Raw genomic sequence first — 18,655 nt, 5'->3', positions numbered from 1 at the left:
AGGATAACGAGAGTCATCATTGGATCGAAACAGCCTCCTCCCGAGGCTGAATACCGGATCTACCGAGGGGCGCCGCCATGTCGCGCAACCTTTGCCTCACTCGTCAATGCCTGGGCCTTGTCACCCGTATCGAATGCGCCATCCGCCCCCTGGCGGGAGATACCGGTATGTGGACCTTGCTCTTCGCCGCCGGAATGGCTGGCGAACAACCCTCCGCCATCAAGGCCCAAGGGCCATTTCCCGGCCCGACTGCTGCCGAATCCATCCTCGATACCATTGTGCAAAGCCTGACCTTGCACGGCTATGAGTTGGCTGACGACCCGCAAATCTGGTCCTTGCACATGCAGGCCCAGCTGCGTGAAATCAATGGGGGCCGTTGTCGCAACGTCGGCGGTTTCGAGTTTCGTCCGCTGCATTGAAGGCCAGCACCGCACGGGCGTCAGCAGTAAAGTTTTGACACAAGGGTAGGGGCCAGGCATGGCCCCGGCATTTGTGGGGCCGGTCGTGGCTGATATACTCGCCGCGATTTTTCAGCCCTGGTGTGAGACTCAATGGAACGCTTTATCGAAAATGCAATGTACGCCTCCCGTTGGCTGCTGGCGCCGATCTACTTCGGGCTGTCCCTGGGCTTGCTGGCCTTGGCGCTGAAATTCTTCCAGGAAGTCTTTCACATCATTCCCAATGTGTTCGCCATGGCCGAGTCCGAGCTGATCCTGGTCCTGCTGTCGCTGATCGACATGGCGCTGGTGGGCGGCCTGCTGGTGATGGTGATGATTTCCGGCTACGAGAACTTCGTGTCGCAACTGGACATCGACTCCGACAAGGAAAAACTCAACTGGCTGGGCACCATGGACTCTTCATCGCTGAAGATGAAAGTCGCCGCTTCGATCGTGGCCATTTCCTCCATCCACCTGCTGCGCATCTTCATGGACGCCAAGAACGTCGATCCCGAGCACCTGATGTGGTACGTGATCATCCACATGACCTTCGTGGTCTCGGCTTTTGCCATGGGCTACCTGGACAAACTGACCAAGCACTGAGGTCCATTCATCGCGCTGGCGCAACGCCCGCCTGGCGAACTGCAGGCGGGCGTTGTCGTTTCTGGCGGGTTGCTTTGACGTGAGGGCTCGTCACCCGCCGTGGCATCTGTGCTAGTCTGCTCGCCCTTTTGGTTCCGGGCGCTCCGGGAGGCGCTGTGTCACGCACGGCAATTCCCGAGCCGTCCGCACAGCGGAGCAGCATCATGTCCGAAGTTAACCTGTCCACCGACGAAACCCGCGTCAGCTACGGTATTGGCCGTCAGTTGGGCGACCAACTGCGCGACAACCCGCCACCGGGTGTCAGCCTGGACGCGATCCTGGCCGGCCTGACCGACGCGTTCGCCGGCAAGCCTAGCCGCGTGGGCCAGGACGAGATGTCCGCCAGCTTCAAGGTCATTCGTGAAATCATGCAAGCCGAAGCAGCCGCCAAGGCTGAAGCCGCTGCGGGCGAAGGCCGTGCGTTCCTGGCGGAAAACGCCAAGCGTGAAGGCATCACTACCCTGGCTTCCGGCCTGCAATTCGAAGTGCTGACCCAGGGTGAAGGCGCCAAGCCGACCCGTGAAGACCAGGTGCGTACCCACTACCACGGCACCCTGATCGACGGCACGGTGTTCGATAGCTCCTACGATCGTGGCCAGCCAGCGGAATTCCCGGTAGGCGGCGTGATCCCGGGCTGGACCGAAGCACTGCAACTGATGAATGCCGGCAGCAAATGGCGCCTGTACGTGCCGAGCGAACTGGCTTACGGCGCTCAAGGCGTTGGCAGCATTCCGCCGCACAGCGTGCTGGTGTTCGACGTCGAGCTGCTGGACGTCCTGTAAGACTCTGTCCGGTTTTACAGCCGGACAAAAAACTGTGGGAGCGAGCTTGCTCGCGAAAGCGGATAGTCAGTCGATATTTTCGTTACTGACATGCCGCCATCGCGAGCAAGCTCGCTCCCACAGGGTCAAGTGCCTCATCCGTGGAACCTGCCACTGAAATCACCCGTAGGGCGCAACGCCCGGGCGTAGCAGAACAGGAACAGATTGCGCACCAGCTCCTTGAGCACCAACGGCTCACTGGAATTGAGGCTGTTGAGGTCCAGGTCTCCTTGGTCCTGCAGCTCGTTCAAGGCTTCTTCTTCAAGCACCGCACAGACTTCCCCGGTTTCCCGATGCAGGATCCTGAGGTAGGGGTGTGGGCGGTCCAGCCAGGCATCGATCAAATAAGTCATGGTTCTCATCTCCTTGATGGGTTCGATGAGAATAATTCTTATTCGCTAAATAGCAAGTCTCTATTGGCCTTCCGATGGTTTTTCTGACGATGGGTTGTGGTAGCTCAAGATGGCTGGCACTTGGCTGGCGCCCGGCAATTGGGGCTGAGGCGGGGAGGGCGAGGCTCCATCCCACGCGCGGGCATGGGATGGGATACAACAGGTTCAGACTTTTCTGACGAACTCGGATTTGAGTTTCATCGGGCCGATGCCGTCGATCTTGCAGTCGATGTCGTGGTCGCCATCGCACAGGCGGATGTTCTTGACCTTGGTGCCGACCTTGACCACCAGCGATGTGCCCTTGACCTTGAGGTCCTTGATCACGGTGATGGTGTCGCCATCCTGCAGGACGTTGCCGACCGAATCTTTCTTCACGGTGTCATCGGACACCGCTTCAACTTCACCGCTGGCGGACCATTCGTGGGCACACTCCGGGCAGACCAGTTGGGTACCGTCTTCGTAGGTGTATTCGGAATTGCATTTCGGGCAGGGAGGCAACGTGCTCACTAAGGTTCCTTGGGTGTCAGGAGGGCAAAAGGGCGCACATTATATAGGGTTTTGTGGCAAGCGGGGTGGTGGGGCTGTGTTCGGGGATCTGTGGCGAGGGGATTTATCCCCGTTGGGCTGCGCGGCAGCCCCAGGCAAGAGAGCACTCAACCCAACCTGCCTGGAACACCGGGAATGACTTTTAGGGCTGCTTCGCAGCCCAGCGGGGATAAATCCCCTCGCCACAAAAAAGCCCCAGGGATGTTAGTGAGTACGCGCCACCGCAAATTCGCTCAGTTCAACCAGCGCATCGCGGTATTCGCTGGCCGGCAGGGCCTCCAGGCACTGGATGGCCCGGGCGACGTAGTCCCGGGCCAGTTTTGCGGTGTAATCCAGCGAGCCGGAGGCTTCAACCGCCTGGCGGATGCTTTCCAGATCCTCGATCCCGCCTTTCTGGATCGCCTGGCGTACCAGCGCCGCCTGTTCCGGCGTGCCCTCGCGCATGGTGTAGATCAGCGGCAGGGTTGGCTTGCCTTCGGCCAGGTCGTCACCGACGTTCTTGCCCAGGGTCTCGGCGTCGCCCTTGTAATCGAGCAGGTCGTCCACCAACTGGAAGGCCACGCCCAGGTGGTCGCCGAAAGTGCGCAGGGCTTCGCTCTGTTCGGCACTGGCGCCGGCCAGGGCGGCGGCGCTGTGGGTCGAGGCTTCGAAGAGCATCGCGGTCTTGCCGCGGATGACTTCCATGTAGGTTTCTTCCGTGGTGCTGGCATCGCGTACCTTGGACAGCTGCAGCACTTCGCCTTCGGCGATGATGCGCGTGGCCTGGGACAGGATCTTCATCACCGGCATCGAGCCCAGTTCGACCATCATTTCGAAGGAGCGCGAATACAGGAAGTCGCCCACCAGTACACTCGGTGCATTGCCCCACATGGCGTTGGCGGTCGAGCGGCCACGGCGCATGCCGGACATGTCGACCACGTCGTCATGGAGCAGGGTCGCGGTGTGCAGGAATTCGATGGTGGCGGCCAGCAGGCGCATGTCGTCGCCTTCGCGACCCAGGGCCTTGCCGCACAACAGCACTAATAAAGGACGCAGGCGTTTACCGCCCGCCGAAGTGATGTAGTCGCCGATTTTCGATACCAGCGGCACTCGGGAAGTCAGCTGCTTCTTGATGATGCCGTCGACGGCGCTAAAATCGTCCGCCACCGCGCGGTAGAAAGCTTGGGGTTGCATCAGCGACAGGTGCTCCAGAAGGGTTGCGCGGCATGCTAGGACCCCCACCCAGGCCTGTCAAGGCGCACGCCTTGAATGGTGCGGACGGCTCTTGCAAGGCTCGAGCGCCTTGCGTACAATCGCGCACCCTGAACTTCCTGGGCAGCACCTGCCTTACGCAATTGCATCCGGGCCTTCCAGCCCATGCAGCCATGCCAGCCAATACCTCTTCTTATAAAGCGCTGGGTGAGCAGGATTATCGGAGAAATACCATGTCGTACGCAGTAATTGTTACTGGTGGCAAGCAATACAAGGTCGCCCCAGGTGAATACCTGAAGATCGAAAAACTGGAAATCGCTACTGGCGAATCCGTGACTTTTGATCGCGTTCTGTTGGTCGCCAATGGCGATGACGTGAATATCGGCGCTCCAGTCGTTGCTGGCGCTACCGTTGTGGCTGAAGTGATCTCCCAAGGTCGTCACGATAAAGTCCGCATCATCAAGTTCCGTCGCCGTAAGCACCACATGAAGCGTATGGGCCACCGCCAGTGGTACACCGAGATCAAAATCACCGGTATTCAGGCTTAATTTCAGCCTAATTCCTCACTAGGAGAATTGAACTCATGGCACACAAAAAAGCTGGTGGTAGTACCCGTAACGGTCGCGACTCAGAAGCCAAACGCCTTGGCGTGAAGATGTATGGCGGCCAGGCTATCAAAGCAGGCAACATCATCGTGCGTCAGCGCGGCACCCAATTCCACGCTGGCTACGGCGTAGGCATGGGTAAGGATCACACCCTCTTCGCTAAAGTCGAAGGCGTGATCAAGTTCGAAGTAAAAGGCGCCTTCGGTCGTCGTTACGTAAGCGTTATCGCAGCTTAATTGCGAGACCGCTGGAAAAGCCCTGTCTTGCGACGGGGCTTTTTCGTTTGTGGGGTGAGTCTCTTGCAAAACTGTTTGTATGGGCTGTCGGCGCTGCGGTTGGGGCGTGTCATCAGGTCGCTGCGCTCATTTTTGCAAGAGTCTTATGTCTTGTTTTTTTGGCTCGTCCGTATGGCGAGAGGCGTGTGTCATGAAGTTTGTTGATGAAGTATCGATTCGAGTGAAGGCCGGCGACGGCGGCAATGGTTGCATGAGTTTCCGTCGGGAAAAATTCATTGAAAACGGTGGCCCGAACGGTGGTGACGGGGGTGATGGCGGCTCGATCTACATGCTCGCCGACGAAAACCTCAATACCCTGGTGGACTACCGTTACACCCGGCACTTCGATGCCGAGCGTGGCTCCAACGGCGGCAGCACCGACTGCACCGGCAAGAAGGGCGAAGACCTGATCCTGCGCGTGCCAGTCGGCACCACGGTGATCGATTCGGCCACCCAGGAAGTGATTGGCGACCTGACCAAGGCTGGCCAGCGTCTGCTGGTTGCCCACGGTGGCTGGCACGGCCTGGGCAACACACGTTTCAAGTCCAGCACCAACCGTGCGCCGCGCCAGACCACGCCAGGCAAGCCCGGCGAGCAGCGTGACCTGAAGCTGGAAATGAAGGTGCTGGCCGACGTGGGCCTGCTGGGCCTGCCGAATGCCGGTAAGAGTACCTTCATTCGCTCGGTCTCCGCGGCCAAGCCGAAAGTGGCCGATTACCCGTTCACGACCCTGGTGCCGAACCTGGGCGTGGTCAGCGTCGACCGCTGGAAAAGCTTCGTGATCGCCGACATCCCGGGGTTGATCGAAGGGGCTTCCGAAGGTGCTGGCCTGGGGATTCGTTTCCTCAAGCACTTGTCCCGTACCCGTCTGTTGCTGCACCTCGTCGACATGGCGCCGCTGGACGAAACCGATGCCGCCGAGGCCGCTGAAGTCATCGTCAACGAGCTGACCAAGTTCAGCCCGGCCCTGGCCGAGCGTGACCGTTGGCTGGTGTTGAACAAGTGTGACCAGATCCTCGAGGAAGAGCATGAGGAGCGGGTCAAGGAAATCGTCGACCGCTTGGAATGGGAAGGTCCGGTCTATGTGATCTCGGCCATCGCCAAAGAGGGCACCGAGCGCCTGTGCCACGACATCATGCGTTACCTGGAAGATCGCGCTGATCGCCTGGCTAACGATCCGGCCTACAAGGAAGAGCTGGCCGAGCTCGACCAGCGCATCGAAGACGAGGCGCGTGCCCAGTTGCAGGCCCTGGATGACCAGCGTGCCCTGCGTCGTAGCGGCGTGAAGTCGGTCCATGACATCGGTGATGACGATTGGGACGAAGAGGACGTGGATGACGAAGATGGTCCGGAGATCATCTACGTTCGCGACTGATGCTGCTCAGTTGAAGTCAAGGCTTGTGGGAGCGAGCTTGCTCGCGATAGCGGCGTGACAGCCGGTATCAATATTGCTGGCCCCATGCAATCGCGAGCAAGCTCGCTCCCACAGGTTCAAGTGTTTCGGCGCGGTGTTATCATCGCAGCCAGCCGGTTTCCAAGGCGCCGCTCATTCGAGCGGCGTTTTGGTATCTGTAAAACGCAAATACGAATAATCCCATGGGCGGCGCTGGGTCGCGCCGTTCGCTGGCAAAGGTTGAAGATGATGCGGAGCAAGGTGACGGGTGCGCGGCGCTGGGTCGTGAAGATTGGCAGCGCACTGCTGACGGCGGATGGCAAGGGGCTGGATCGCCAGGCGATGGCGGTGTGGGTCGAGCAGATGGTGGCCTTGCATGAGGCTGGCGTCGAGCTGGTATTGGTCTCTTCCGGAGCCGTGGCGGCCGGTATGAGCCGCCTGGGCTGGACGTCGCGACCCAGCGCGATGCATGAGCTGCAGGCCGCCGCCGCCATCGGCCAGATGGGCCTGGTGCAGGCTTGGGAGTCAAGCTTTGCCGAGCACGATCGCCATACGGCGCAGATCCTGCTGACCCACGACGACCTGTCCGACCGCAAGCGCTACCTCAATGCCCGCAGTACCTTGCGAGCGCTGGTGGAGTTGAAGGTCATCCCGGTGATCAACGAGAACGACACCGTGGTCACCGACGAAATCCGTTTCGGCGATAACGACACCCTGGCCGCGCTGGTGGCGAACCTGGTGGAGGCCGATCTGCTGGTGATTCTCACGGATCGCGACGGCATGTTCGATGCCGACCCGCGCAACAATCCCGATGCCAAGCTGATCTACGAAGCCCGTGCCGACGACCCGGCGCTGGATGCGGTGGCGGGCAGCACCGGCGGTGCGCTGGGACGTGGCGGCATGCAGACCAAATTGCGTGCGGCGCGTCTGGCGGCACGTTCCGGGGCTCATACCATCATTGTCGGCGGTCGGTTGGAGCGAGTGCTGGATCGTCTGAAGTCGGGCGAACGCATTGGCACCTTGCTCTCCCCGGAGCGCGGCATGCTGGCGGCGCGCAAGCAGTGGCTGGCCGGGCACCTGCAGACCCGTGGCACCCTGGTGCTGGATGCAGGGGCCGTGTCGGCATTGTCCCAGGGCAATAAAAGCCTGTTGCCGGTGGGTGTGAAGTTGGTCCAGGGCAGTTTTCGTCGGGGCGAGATGGTGGTGTGCGTGGCGCCGGACGGTCGTGAGATCGCCCGTGGCCTGGCCAACTACAGCGCGCTGGAAGCGCAGAAAATCATCGGCCAATCGTCCGATGCGATTATCGGTCTGTTGGGCTACATGGCGGAGCCCGAGCTGGTCCACCGTGACAACCTGATCCTCGTCTAAGGAAAAATCATGGGTTTTGCAAAAGGATTGATCGGCTTGCTGCTGGCGGTACCGCTGCTGGCTTCGGCCGAGGAAATCGGCCAGGTGTCCACCGTGTTCAAGTTCGTCGGGCCGAATGACCGGATTGTGGTCGAGGCGTTCGATGATCCCAAGGTGGATGGCGTGACGTGTTACCTGTCGCGGGCCAAGACCGGCGGTGTAAAAGGCGGCCTGGGTCTGGCCGAGGATCGCGCCGAGGCGTCCATCGCCTGTCGCCAGGTCGGGCCCATCAGCTTCAAGGGTGAGCTCAAGGATGGCGAGGAGGTGTTCCGCGAGCGTACTTCGCTGGTGTTCAAGACCATGCAGGTGGTGCGTTTTCTCGACAAGAAGCGCAACACGTTGGTGTACCTGGTCTACAGCGATCGCGTGATCGAGGGCAGCCCGCAGAATGCGGTGACGGCGATTCCGATCCTGCCGTGGGCTCGTACTCAATAATCCACACATAGCCCTGTGGGAGCGAGCTTGCTCGCGATGGCGGTACGTCAGTAACAACGATTTGTCTGATGCTCCGCCATCGCGAGCAAGCTCGCTCCCACAATGTTTTGAATGAAGAGTTGCAGGCAATAAAAAACCGACCCAGAGGTCGGTTTTTTAATGAGCGCGTCGCTTAGGCAGCAGCGGCAACGTTCAGGGCCTTTACGTGGCCATTCAGGCGGCTCTTATGGCGAGCAGCCTTGTTCTTGTGGATGATGCCTTTATCGGCCATGCGGTCGATAACTGGCACAGCCAGAACGTAAGCAGCTTGAGCTTTTTCAGCGTCTTTTGCGTCGATGGCCTTAACTACGTTCTTGATGTAGGTACGGACCATGGAACGCAGGCTGGCGTTGTGGCTGCGACGCTTCTCAGCCTGTTTTGCACGTTTTTTGGCGGAAGGTGTGTTGGCCACCGTCGAGCTCCTCGAAAGACTTTTTGGGAAATAGCAAACAAAATAGGCCGCGAATCATGCCGATGAGTTGAAGTCTTGTCAAGGGCGGGTGACGCGTTCCGCTGAATGGCAGGTGCTGCGCACCGAAGGATTTCTTTCCGGCGTGCGACCTGTAAACTCGCGGGCTTTGGCTCTGCACTGTTTAGCGGCGCGGAGTATCGCACAAGTGGGCGCGTTGTTCGCCTGCTGTTTATCGACAGGCAAAAACTCTTTTCATGAATCTGCTCAAATCGTTGGCCGCCGTCAGCTCTATCACGATGCTTTCCCGCGTCCTGGGGTTCGTTCGCGATACGTTGATCGCGCGGATATTCGGCGCCGGGATGGCCACCGACGCCTTCTTCATCGCCTTCAAGTTGCCCAACCTGTTGCGGCGGATCTTCGCCGAAGGGGCGTTCTCCCAGGCTTTCGTGCCGATCCTGGCGGAATATAAAAGCCAGAAAGGCGACGAGGCGACCCGTACATTCATTGCCTACGTCACCGGCCTGCTGACCTTGGTGCTGGCGCTGGTCACGGCCGCCGGCATGCTCGCCGCGCCCTGGGTGATCTGGGCCACCGCGCCGGGTTTCACTGATACGCCAGAAAAATTCCAGCTCACCTCGGACCTGCTGCGGGTGACCTTCCCTTATATATTGCTGATTTCCCTGTCGTCCCTGGCCGGGGCGATCCTCAATACCTGGAACCGCTTTTCCGTACCGGCCTTTGTGCCGACCCTGCTCAACGTCAGCATGATCGTGTTCGCGGTGTTCCTGACGCCGTATTTCGATCCGCCGGTGATGGCCCTCGGCTGGGCGGTGCTGGTGGGGGGCCTGGCGCAATTGCTCTATCAACTGCCGCACCTGAAAAAGATCGGCATGTTGGTCCTGCCGCGGCTGAACCTGCGCGACAGTGGCGTGTGGCGGGTGATGAAGCAGATGTTGCCGGCGATCCTCGGGGTGTCGGTGAGCCAGATTTCCCTGATCATCAACACCATCTTTGCCTCGTTCCTGGTGGCCGGCTCGGTGTCGTGGATGTATTACGCCGATCGCTTGATGGAGCTGCCGTCCGGCGTGCTGGGTGTGGCCCTGGGTACGATCCTGCTGCCAACCCTGGCCAAGACCTACGCCAGTCAGGATCGCCACGAATACTCGCGGATTCTCGATTGGGGCCTGCGCCTGTGCTTTGTGCTGGTGCTGCCGTGTGCCCTGGCGCTGGGGATTCTCGCTGAGCCGCTGACGGTTTCGCTGTTCCAATACGGTCAATTCAATGCTTTCGACGCCTTGATGACCCAGCGTGCGCTGATTGCTTACTCAGTGGGCTTGCTCGGGATCATCGTGATCAAGGTGCTGGCGCCGGGGTTCTATGCCCAGCAGAACATTCGCACGCCAGTGAAAATCGCCATTTTCACCCTGGTGATGACCCAATTGTTCAACCTGTTGCTCATCGGCCCGTTGGCCCACGCCGGCCTGGCCCTGGCGATCAGCGCCGGCGCCTGCCTCAACGCCGGGCTGCTGTTTTACCAGTTGCGCAAGCAAAAGATGTATCAGCCGCAGCCGGGCTGGGCCAAATTCGGCCTCAAGCTGTTGGTGGCCGTGGCGGTGATGTCGGCGGTCTTGCTGGGGGCGATGCATTTCATGCCGGCTTGGGGCGAAGGGCAGATGCTCGAGCGTTTCCTGCGGCTGGGAGCGCTGGTGGTTGCCGGCGTGGTGGCATATTTCGGCATGTTGCTGCTGATGGGGTTCCGTCTGCGGGACTTCAACCGCAAGGCCTTGGGCTGAGGGCGGGTCCTCGATAACCCCGGGTCGGGCAGTGGTTTTGTCGGTTCGAGCACTTTGGGTGCGGTGTTGCCTGTCGTCGGCCGCCGGGTGTGGTTATAATCGGCCACTTTATGAGCAAGAAGCGCGTTATGCAGCTGGTTCGAGGCCTCCACAACCTGCGCCCCCAGCATCGGGGCTGTGTCGCCACTATTGGCAATTTTGACGGTGTCCACCGTGGCCACCAGGCTATCCTGGCGCGGCTGCGCGAGCGTGCGCTGGAGTTGGGCGTGCCTAGCTGCGTGGTGATCTTCGAGCCGCAGCCGCGGGAGTTTTTCGCCCCGGACACCGCCCCGGCCCGTCTGGCCCGGCTGCGGGACAAGCTGCAACTGCTGGCCGCCGAAGGTGTCGACCGGGTCCTGTGCCTGGCCTTCAACCAGCGCCTGAGCAAGCTCAGCGCTGCCGAGTTCGTCGATACCATCCTGGTGGACGGCCTCGATGTGAAGCATCTGGAAGTTGGCGATGACTTCCGTTTCGGTTGTGATCGTTCTGGGGATTTCGATTACCTGCAACAGGCCGGTATCGCCCAGGGTTTCACCGTCGAAGCGGCGCAGACCGTCGAGATGGATGGCTTGCGCGTCAGCAGCACCCAGGTCCGCAATGCCCTGGCGGCGGCCGACTTCGATTTGGCCGAGCGTTTGCTCGGCCGGCCGTACCGGATTGCCGGGCGGATCCTGCATGGGCAGAAACTGGCGCGCCAATTGGGCACGCCGACGGCCAACGTGCAGCTCAAGCGTCGTCGTGTGCCGCTGACCGGGGTGTTCCTGGTGAGTGTCGAGATCGACGGCAAGACCTGGCCAGGCGTTGCCAACATCGGTGTGCGACCCACGGTCCAGGGCGATGGCAAGGCCCACCTTGAAGTACATGTTCTGGATTTTGCCGGCGATCTGTATGACCGGCGTTTGACGGTGGTTTTCCACCATAAGCTGCGTGAAGAGCAGCGTTTTGCCTCTCTGGAGGCGCTCAAGACGGCGATCCATGCAGATATCGCCGCCGCCCGTGCCCTTGTCGCAACCAGCGCCAATCGCTAATGAAGAGCCTTAAATGACCGACTATAAAGCCACGCTAAACCTTCCGGACACCGCCTTCCCAATGAAGGCCGGCCTGCCTCAGCGCGAACCACAGATTCTGCAGCGTTGGGACAGCATTGGCCTGTACGGAAAGTTGCGCGAAATTGGCAAGGATCGTCCGAAGTTCGTCCTGCACGACGGCCCTCCGTACGCCAACGGCACCATCCACATCGGTCACGCGCTGAACAAGATTCTCAAGGACATGATCATTCGCTCCAAGACCCTGTCGGGTTTTGATGCGCCGTATGTCCCGGGTTGGGACTGCCATGGCCTGCCGATCGAGCACAAGGTCGAAGTGACCCACGGCAAGAACTTGGGCGCGGACAAGACCCGCGAACTGTGCCGTGCCTACGCCACCGAGCAGATCGAAGGGCAGAAGTCCGAATTCATCCGTCTCGGCGTGCTGGGCGACTTCGCCAACCCGTACAAGACCATGGACTTCAAGAACGAAGCCGGCGAAATCCGTGCCCTGGCGAAAATCGTCGAGGGTGGCTTCGTGTTCAAGGGCCTCAAGCCGGTGAACTGGTGCTTCGATTGCGGTTCGGCCCTGGCCGAGGCGGAAGTCGAGTACGAGAACAAGAAGTCCTCGACCATCGATGTCGCGTTCCCGATCGCCGATGAAGACAAGCTCGCCGCGGCTTTCGGCCTGGGCAAGCTGGCCAAGCCGGCGTCGATCGTGATCTGGACCACCACCCCGTGGACCATCCCGGCCAACCAGGCACTGAACGTCCACCCGGAATTCAACTACGCCCTGGTCGATGTCGGCGACAAGCTGCTGGTGCTGGCCGAAGAACTGGTTGAATCCTGCCTGGCCCGCTACAACCTCGAAGGTTCGGTGGTCGCCACCGCGCCGGGTTCGGCGCTGGAGCTGATCAATTTCCGTCATCCGTTCTATGATCGCCTGTCGCCGGTGTACCTGGCCGACTACGTGGAGCTGGGCGCAGGCACTGGCGTGGTTCACTCCGCGCCGGCCTATGGCGTCGACGACTTCGTGACCTGCAAGAAGTACGGCATGGTCAACGACGACATCCTCAACCCGGTGCAGAGCAATGGCGTGTACGTGCCATCGCTGGAGTTCTTCGGCGGCCAGTTCATCTGGAAAGCCAACCCGGCCATCGTCGACAAGCTGACCGAAGTCGGCGCGCTGCTGCACACCACCGTCATCGAACACAGCTACATGCACTGCTGGCGGCACAAGACCCCGTTGATCTACCGCGCCACCGCGCAGTGGTTCATCGGCATGGACAAGCAGCCAACCCGCGGCGACACCCTGCGCCAGCGTTCGCTCAAGGCCATCGAAGAAACCCAGTTCGTGCCGGCCTGGGGCCAGGCGCGCCTGCATTCGATGATCGCCAACCGTCCGGACTGGTGCATTTCCCGCCAGCGCAACTGGGGCGTGCCGATCCCGTTCTTCCTGAACAAGGAAAGCGGCGAGTTGCACCCGCGCACCGTTGAACTGATGGAAGAAGTTGCCAAGCGCGTCGAAGCCGAAGGCATCGAGGCCTGGTTCAAGATGGATGCCGCCGAGCTGCTGGGTGACGAAGCACCGCTGTACGACAAGATCAGCGACACCCTGGACGTCTGGTTCGACTCCGGCACCACCCATTGGCACGTGCTGCGCGGTTCGCACCCGATGGGCCACGAGACCGGCCCGCGCGCCGACCTGTACCTGGAAGGCTCGGACCAGCACCGCGGGTGGTTCCACTCGTCGCTGCTGACCGGTTGCGCCATCGACAATCACGCGCCGTACCGCGAGTTGCTGACCCACGGCTTCACGGTCGACGAGTCCGGTCGCAAGATGTCCAAGTCCCTGGGCAACGTGATTGCGCCGCAGAAGGTCAACGACACCTTGGGCGCCGACATCATGCGCCTGTGGGTTGCGTCCACCGACTATTCCGGCGAGATGGCCGTTTCCGAGCAGATCCTGCAGCGCAGCGCGGACGCCTACCGGCGGATCCGTAACACCGCGCGCTTCCTGCTTTCCAACCTGACTGGTTTCAACCCGGCCACCGACCTGCTGCCGGCCGAAGAAATGCTCGCGCTGGACCGTTGGGCCGTGGACCGTACCCTGTTGCTGCAACGCGAATTGCAGGAGCACTACGGCGAGTACCGCTTCTGGAACGTCTACTCCAAGATCCACAACTTCTGCGTGCAGGAGCTCGGTGGTTTCTACCTCGACATCATCAAGGACCGCCAGTACACCACTAGCGCCAACAGCAAGGCCCGTCGTTCGTGCCAGACCGCGCTGTTCCACATCAGCGAGGCCCTGGTGCGCTGGATCGCACCGATCCTGGCGTTCACCGCCGACGAGCTGTGGCAGTACCTGCCGGGCGAGCGCAACGAGTCGGTGATGCTCAACACCTGGTACGAAGGCCTGACCGAACTGCCGCAAGGCTTCGAACTGGACCGTGGGTATTGGGACCGCGTGATGGCGGTCAAGGCCGCGGTCAACAAGGAAATGGAGATCCAGCGGGCGGCCAAGGCCGTCGGCGGCAACCTCCAGGCCGAAGTGACCCTCTATGCCGAAGAAGCCCTGGGTGCCGACCTGGCCAAGCTGGGCAACGAACTGCGCTTCGTGCTGATCACCTCTACCGCCAGCGTTGCGCCGTTCGTGCAGGCGCCGGCCGATGCGGTGACCACTGAGGTCAGTGGCTTGAAGCTGAAGATCGTCAAGTCGAACCACACCAAGTGCGCCCGTTGCTGGCATTGCCGCGAAGACGTCGGCGTGAACCCGGAGCACCCGGAAATCTGTGGCCGTTGCGTGGACAACATCAGTGGCAACGGTGAGGTTCGTCACTATGCCTAATGTGGCGAACCGTTTCGGACGGCTGGGCTGGCTGTGGTTGAGCGTGCTGGTTCTGGTCATCGACCAGGCCAGCAAGTACTACTTCGAGCACTCGCTGACCCTGTACCAGCAGATCGTGATCATTCCTGATTACTTCAGCTGGACCTTGGCCTACAACACCGGGGCGGCGTTCAGTTTCCTGGCCGACAGTTCCGGCTGGCAGCGCTGGCTGTTCGCCCTGATTGCCATCGTGGTCAGCGCGGTGCTGGTGGTCTGGCTCAAGCGCCTGGGCCGCGACGAAACCTGGCTGGCCGTTGCGCTGGCCTTGGTGCTCGGTGGTGCCCTGGGCAACCTCTATGACCGCATCGCCCTGGGCCACGTCATCGATTTCATCCTGGTGCATTGGCAGAACCGCTGGTATTTCCCGGCGTTCAACTTTGCCGACAGCGCCATCACCGTGGGCGCGATCATGCTCGCCCTGGACATGTTCAAGAGCAAGAAAACCGGAGAAGCCGTCCATGACTGAGCAGCGTATCGCTCAAAACACCGAAGTGACGCTTCACTTCGCCCTGCATCTGGAAAATGGCGATACCGTCGACAGCACCTTCGACAAGGCTCCGGCCGTGTTCAAGGTGGGTGATGGCAACCTGCTGCCAGGTTTCGAGGCGGCGATCTTCGGTTTCAAGGCCGGCGACAAGCGCACCGTGGTCGTACCACCGGAAAACGCCTTTGGTCAGCCCAACCCGCAAAATGTGCAGACCATGCCACGCTCCCAGTTCCAGGACATGGAGCTGTCCGAGGGCCTGCTGGTGATCTTCAACGATGCGGCCAATACCGAGCTGCCAGGTGTGGTGAAGGCGTTCGACGAGGCCCAGGTGACCGTGGACTTCAACCATCCGCTGGCGGGCAAGACCTTGAACTTCGAAGTGGAAATCCTTGAGGTCAAGGCGGTTTAAGAGTTAACCGGCAGTTCCTGCTGCCACCCGATTCACTGTGGGAGCGAGCTTGCTCGCGATGACGGAGTCACTTTCAATACAGGGGTGACTGACCCACCGCTATCGCGAGCAAGCTCGCTCCCACAGGGATCTCCTTGTTTTCGAGCCTTATCGCTCGATTAACAGGCAAGCATTCAATTTCTTGCGCGCAAGACACGAGGCACAGCATGCAAATCAAACTCGCCAACCCCCGTGGCTTCTGCGCCGGTGTGGACCGGGCGATCGAAATCGTCAACCGCGCCCTGGAAGTCTTCGGGCCGCCGATCTACGTGCGCCACGAAGTGGTCCACAACAAGTTCGTCGTCGAAGACCTGCGTAGCCGTGGGGCGATTTTCGTCGAGGAACTGGACCAGGTGCCGGACGATGTCATCGTGATCTTCAGTGCCCACGGCGTTTCCCAGGCGGTGCGCAGCGAAGCCGCCGGCCGTGGCCTGAAGGTCTTCGACGCGACGTGTCCATTGGTGACCAAGGTGCACATCGAAGTGGCCCGCTACAGCCGTGACGGTCGCGAATGCATCCTGATCGGCCACGAAGGCCATCCGGAAGTCGAAGGCACCATGGGTCAATACGATGCCAGCAACGGTGGTGCGATCTACCTGGTCGAGGACGAGGAGGACGTTGCGGCCTTGCAAGTGCGCAACCCCGAGAGCCTGGCTTTCGTGACCCAGACGACCCTGTCCATGGACGATACCAGTCGAGTGATCGACGCCCTGCGCGCGCGCTTCCCGGCCATCGGCGGCCCGCGCAAGGATGACATCTGCTACGCCACCCAGAATCGTCAGGATGCGGTCAAGCAACTGGCCAACGAATGCGATGTGGTGCTGGTGGTCGGCAGCCCGAACAGCTCCAACTCCAACCGCTTGCGCGAGCTGGCCGAGCGCATGTCCACACCGGCCTACCTGATCGACGGCGCCGAGGACATGCAACGCAGCTGGTTCGATGGGGTCGAGCGCATTGGCATCACCGCTGGTGCCTCCGCGCCGGAAGTCCTGGTGCGCGGTGTGATCCAGCAGTTGCAGGCTTGGGGCGCAACGGGTGCCGATGAACTGGCCGGTCGCGAGGAGAACATCACGTTCTCGATGCCGAAAGAGTTGCGCGTCCGCTCCTTGCTTTAAGTCCTTTCTCGCACAGTGCCTGCTCGGCCTCGACGCTTTCAAGGCGGACGCGGCCGGAAGGCGCCAGTATCACTTGATGATGGCTGACCGGGCCACGTTTGGCGCAGACATGCAGCGTGCCTGCCTGGAAGGCGCCGCCGGAGCGCAGGGCTTCCCCCTGGCTACCGAATCTCACCCTGCGTGTCACCGGCTGGTTGCCGATCACCCGGGCACTTGCGCTGCGCTCCATCAGCACGGTCTTCTCCTTGTCATCCAGGGATATGCGCCAGCCCCGGCCCCAATCGTCGTCCATTGCGCTGAGTACGACCGTCCGGTTGCGTGCGATGGCCTCGCTGCGTGCGCTGCGCAACCCGCTGATCAGTAACTGCGCGGTGTCCTTGCGTTCGATGGATTCGATCAGCTCTTTATAGCCCGTGCCGGCCCACGGCAGAACAATTGCGGCAATTGCCAGTCCCATGAGCAGTTCGATCAGGCTGAAGCCCTGTTGGTACATGACGTCTCCTCCCTGGAGTGTGGGGCCACAGGCACTGCCCTGAATGGACGGTATCAGGCAGGCGGCACTGGTTTGTTCTAGCGTGTAGAAGCAGGTATAGCCGACGGCAACGGAGGGCATCGATGGATCTTCGTACAAAAGGTTTCACGCTGATCGAGGTGCTGGTGGCCCTAGGCGTACTGCTGATCCTGATCACCATGGCGGTGCCTTCATTCACTGGCTCGTTGCAGAGCACCCAGGCCGACACCGAGATCGATGACTTGCGCCGGGCGCTGAACTTTGCCCGGCTGGAGGCGATCGACCGTGGTGTCACCACCCGCATCCGCCCCACGGCCCAGGGCAGTGTCTGGAGCGGCGAACTGACGGTGTATGACAGTACGGGCTCGCCGTCCAATGTATTGCGGGTTGTTCCGGCGATGAGCAGCGGCGCGACTCTGACGCTAACCTCAGAGGTGAGCAACATTGATTTCAACAACCTCGGTGGGTTATCGGCGCCGGCCACGCCGGTGAGTTTCAATTATGTACGAGGGGCGCAGAGCAGGACGCTGAGTGTTTGCCTCAATGGACGAATCGTATTGGGTGGAAGTTGCGGATGAAGGGTTGCAATAAAAGGGCACAGCGGGGAATGACGCTGATCGAGGTGCTGGTGGCGGTGCTGATTCTCGGCGTCGGTTTGTTGGGGGCAGCGATGATCCAGCTCAATGCGCTCAAGTACACCGACAGTTCGCGCATGACCAGCCAGGCCAGTTTCATTGCCTACGACCTGCTGGACCGCATTCGCGCCAACGCCGGCGCCGACTACACCGTCACACCGCCCAACTCGCCGAACCTCAACGTCGCCCGCGACCAGGACCTCTACGATTTCAAGACCAACATCATTGCCTTCGGCGGCGCCACGGCCACTGGCACCATTGCGCTGAACCAGCGGGTCTACACCATCACCATTTCCTGGGACGACGCCCGGGCCGCCAACACCACCGACGCAGCCGAGGCGCGGCGCAGCTTTGTGCTGACCAGTCGAGTGGCCGTCGATCCACCGGGGACGCCGCCATGAACCGGCGTTGCCGCGGATTCGGCCTGATCGAATTGATGATCGCACTGGTGCTCAGCCTGATCGTCGTACTGGGTGTCGTGCAGATTTTCCTCGCTGCCAAGAACACCTACATCAGCCAAAGTGCGGCCGCGGTGATGCAGGAGGACGCCCGGTTCGTCCTGAGCAAAATGGTGCAGGAGATTCGCATGGTGGGCATGTTCGGTTGCCTGGGGACCATTACCGATGCCTCCACGGCCAATGATTTCAATGCCAGCCAGATCACCCCGATCCGCTGGGACAACGCCAACCGGCGGCTGACCCTGGTCACCGCCGACATCGGTAACGGCGGTAGCGTTCCGACCTGGACCGTGCTCTCCGATTGTCGCACCTCGGCGACGGCCTATACCAACGCGCGGTTACCGGCGGCGGGGCAGTTGGCCTTCCCTATCCGTCGACTGGTCTACAGCTTCAACAACAATCAATTGCTGCTGGGGAGCGGCGCCGGCAATCCGGCCTTGTCGGTGCTGGTGGACAATGTGCGGGCGTTCGACGTGACGTTCGGCGTGGCTGGCAGTGCGACGGACATCGCGGCATCGGGCTACACCAGTAACCCGGCTGACCCGGCCTTGATCCGCAGCGTGCGCCTGACATTGACGCTCTTTGACCCCAGGAACGCAGTGCGCGAGCAGACCTTCAATGTGGTTGCCGCCTTGCGCAACCGGTTGCTATGAGGGGGGCTC

The 18,655-nt window shown here is 61.0% G+C and carries 22 protein-coding genes; 17 read left to right on the top strand and 5 right to left on the bottom strand.

The window, feature by feature from the left end; all coding sequences use genetic code 11:
- Positions 1 to 77 precede the first annotated feature (77 nt).
- The 3 genes from ACMTA2_RS28255 (at position 78) to bamJ (ending at position 1,861) form a co-directional block, all read left to right on the top strand.
- Complete coding sequence (locus tag ACMTA2_RS28255; RefSeq protein ID WP_013694243.1) at positions 78 to 419, top strand: PA4575 family protein; 342 nt, start codon at positions 78 to 80, stop codon at positions 417 to 419.
- A 132-nt stretch (positions 420 to 551) separates the two neighbouring features.
- Positions 552 to 1,040, top strand: a complete 489-nt coding sequence (locus ACMTA2_RS28250) for a TIGR00645 family protein (protein ID WP_047230159.1) — start codon at positions 552 to 554, stop codon at positions 1,038 to 1,040.
- Between the two features lie 203 nt (positions 1,041 to 1,243).
- Positions 1,244 to 1,861 carry a BamJ family beta-barrel-assembly machinery protein gene (gene bamJ, locus ACMTA2_RS28245; RefSeq protein ID WP_003205746.1) on the top strand — a complete coding sequence of 206 codons (618 nt, stop codon included), beginning with the start codon at positions 1,244 to 1,246 and terminating at the stop codon, positions 1,859 to 1,861.
- Between the two features lie 134 nt (positions 1,862 to 1,995).
- Here bamJ and ACMTA2_RS28240 read toward each other — a convergent pair whose 3' ends face one another.
- The 3 genes from ACMTA2_RS28240 to ACMTA2_RS28230 form a co-directional block, all read right to left on the bottom strand.
- Positions 1,996 to 2,253 carry a PA4570 family protein gene (locus ACMTA2_RS28240; protein WP_003205743.1) on the bottom strand — a complete coding sequence of 86 codons (258 nt, stop codon included), beginning with the start codon at positions 2,251 to 2,253 and terminating at the stop codon, positions 1,996 to 1,998.
- Between the two features lie 204 nt (positions 2,254 to 2,457).
- Positions 2,458 to 2,799, bottom strand: coding sequence for a zinc ribbon domain-containing protein YjdM (locus ACMTA2_RS28235; protein WP_413792710.1), 342 nt, complete (start codon positions 2,797 to 2,799; stop codon positions 2,458 to 2,460).
- Between the two features lie 243 nt (positions 2,800 to 3,042).
- Entirely contained in the window at positions 3,043 to 4,011 is a 969-nt protein-coding gene (locus ACMTA2_RS28230) for a polyprenyl synthetase family protein (protein WP_413792709.1), read from the bottom strand.
- A gap of 251 nt (positions 4,012 to 4,262) precedes the next feature.
- On the opposite strand from ACMTA2_RS28230, the gene rplU reads away from it, so the two are divergent.
- The 5 genes from rplU (at position 4,263) to ACMTA2_RS28205 (ending at position 8,144) form a co-directional block, all read left to right on the top strand.
- On the top strand, positions 4,263 to 4,577 hold the full coding sequence (gene rplU / locus ACMTA2_RS28225) for a 50S ribosomal protein L21 (protein WP_003176051.1): 315 nt from the start codon (positions 4,263 to 4,265) through the stop codon (positions 4,575 to 4,577).
- Positions 4,578 to 4,612: 35 nt separating this feature from the next.
- The gene (rpmA, locus tag ACMTA2_RS28220; protein ID WP_003205738.1) at positions 4,613 to 4,870 is read left to right on the top strand and encodes a 50S ribosomal protein L27; all 258 of its coding nucleotides are present in this window, start codon (positions 4,613 to 4,615) and stop codon (positions 4,868 to 4,870) included.
- Positions 4,871 to 5,060: 190 nt separating this feature from the next.
- Entirely contained in the window at positions 5,061 to 6,284 is a 1,224-nt protein-coding gene (cgtA, locus tag ACMTA2_RS28215) for an Obg family GTPase CgtA (protein ID WP_092204229.1), read from the top strand.
- Between the two features lie 267 nt (positions 6,285 to 6,551).
- Positions 6,552 to 7,670: a glutamate 5-kinase gene (proB, locus tag ACMTA2_RS28210; protein WP_413795734.1), complete on the top strand. Its 1,119-nt coding sequence runs from the start codon at positions 6,552 to 6,554 to the stop codon at positions 7,668 to 7,670.
- A gap of 9 nt (positions 7,671 to 7,679) precedes the next feature.
- The gene (locus ACMTA2_RS28205) at positions 7,680 to 8,144 is read left to right on the top strand and encodes a CreA family protein (RefSeq protein WP_413792708.1); all 465 of its coding nucleotides are present in this window, start codon (positions 7,680 to 7,682) and stop codon (positions 8,142 to 8,144) included.
- A 172-nt stretch (positions 8,145 to 8,316) separates the two neighbouring features.
- Here the strand turns inward: ACMTA2_RS28205 and rpsT are convergent, their stop codons facing one another.
- Positions 8,317 to 8,595 carry a 30S ribosomal protein S20 gene (gene rpsT / locus ACMTA2_RS28200; protein ID WP_003185593.1) on the bottom strand — a complete coding sequence of 93 codons (279 nt, stop codon included), beginning with the start codon at positions 8,593 to 8,595 and terminating at the stop codon, positions 8,317 to 8,319.
- Between the two features lie 254 nt (positions 8,596 to 8,849).
- On the opposite strand from rpsT, the gene murJ reads away from it, so the two are divergent.
- From murJ to ispH, 6 genes are all read left to right on the top strand, one after another.
- Positions 8,850 to 10,388, top strand: a complete 1,539-nt coding sequence (murJ, locus tag ACMTA2_RS28195; RefSeq protein WP_413792707.1) for a murein biosynthesis integral membrane protein MurJ — start codon at positions 8,850 to 8,852, stop codon at positions 10,386 to 10,388.
- A 128-nt stretch (positions 10,389 to 10,516) separates the two neighbouring features.
- Positions 10,517 to 11,455, top strand: coding sequence for a bifunctional riboflavin kinase/FAD synthetase (ribF, locus tag ACMTA2_RS28190; protein ID WP_413792706.1), 939 nt, complete (start codon positions 10,517 to 10,519; stop codon positions 11,453 to 11,455).
- A 13-nt stretch (positions 11,456 to 11,468) separates the two neighbouring features.
- A complete protein-coding gene (gene ileS, locus ACMTA2_RS28185) occupies positions 11,469 to 14,300 on the top strand; it encodes an isoleucine--tRNA ligase (protein WP_413792705.1) in 2,832 nt (943 codons plus the stop codon).
- Complete coding sequence (gene lspA / locus ACMTA2_RS28180) at positions 14,293 to 14,805, top strand: signal peptidase II (RefSeq protein WP_413792704.1); 513 nt, start codon at positions 14,293 to 14,295, stop codon at positions 14,803 to 14,805. Before ileS ends, lspA begins: the two co-directional genes overlap by 8 nt.
- Positions 14,798 to 15,235 (top strand): FKBP-type peptidyl-prolyl cis-trans isomerase, encoded by a 438-nt coding sequence (gene fkpB / locus ACMTA2_RS28175; protein WP_413792703.1) that lies wholly within the window; start codon positions 14,798 to 14,800, stop codon positions 15,233 to 15,235. The genes lspA and fkpB overlap by 8 nt, the downstream gene beginning before the upstream one ends.
- Positions 15,236 to 15,441: 206 nt before the next feature.
- Positions 15,442 to 16,389, top strand: a complete 948-nt coding sequence (gene ispH, locus ACMTA2_RS28170; protein WP_413792702.1) for a 4-hydroxy-3-methylbut-2-enyl diphosphate reductase — start codon at positions 15,442 to 15,444, stop codon at positions 16,387 to 16,389.
- Here ispH and ACMTA2_RS28165 read toward each other — a convergent pair.
- Positions 16,343 to 16,882, bottom strand: a complete 540-nt coding sequence (locus tag ACMTA2_RS28165; RefSeq protein WP_413792701.1) for a GspH/FimT family pseudopilin — start codon at positions 16,880 to 16,882, stop codon at positions 16,343 to 16,345. The genes ispH and ACMTA2_RS28165 overlap by 47 nt on opposite strands.
- 122 nt (positions 16,883 to 17,004) lie before the next feature.
- Between ACMTA2_RS28165 and ACMTA2_RS28160 the strand changes: the two genes are divergently transcribed.
- Genes ACMTA2_RS28160 through ACMTA2_RS28150 form a run of 3 tightly spaced genes read left to right on the top strand, consistent with a single transcriptional unit; the run spans position 17,005 to position 18,646 of the window.
- Entirely contained in the window at positions 17,005 to 17,478 is a 474-nt protein-coding gene (locus ACMTA2_RS28160; protein ID WP_413792700.1) for a GspH/FimT family pseudopilin, read from the top strand.
- Entirely contained in the window at positions 17,475 to 17,936 is a 462-nt protein-coding gene (gene pilV, locus ACMTA2_RS28155; RefSeq protein WP_413792699.1) for a type IV pilus modification protein PilV, read from the top strand. The genes ACMTA2_RS28160 and pilV overlap by 4 nt, the downstream gene beginning before the upstream one ends.
- Positions 17,933 to 18,646: a PilW family protein gene (locus ACMTA2_RS28150; protein WP_413792698.1), complete on the top strand. Its 714-nt coding sequence runs from the start codon at positions 17,933 to 17,935 to the stop codon at positions 18,644 to 18,646. The genes pilV and ACMTA2_RS28150 overlap by 4 nt, the downstream gene beginning before the upstream one ends.
- The last annotated feature ends 9 nt before the right edge of the window (positions 18,647 to 18,655 follow it).

It is taken from the genome of Pseudomonas medicaginis (assembly GCF_965119365.1).
Taxonomy (GTDB): domain Bacteria; phylum Pseudomonadota; class Gammaproteobacteria; order Pseudomonadales; family Pseudomonadaceae; genus Aquipseudomonas.
This window is presented reverse-complemented; position numbering and strand designations above follow the sequence as displayed.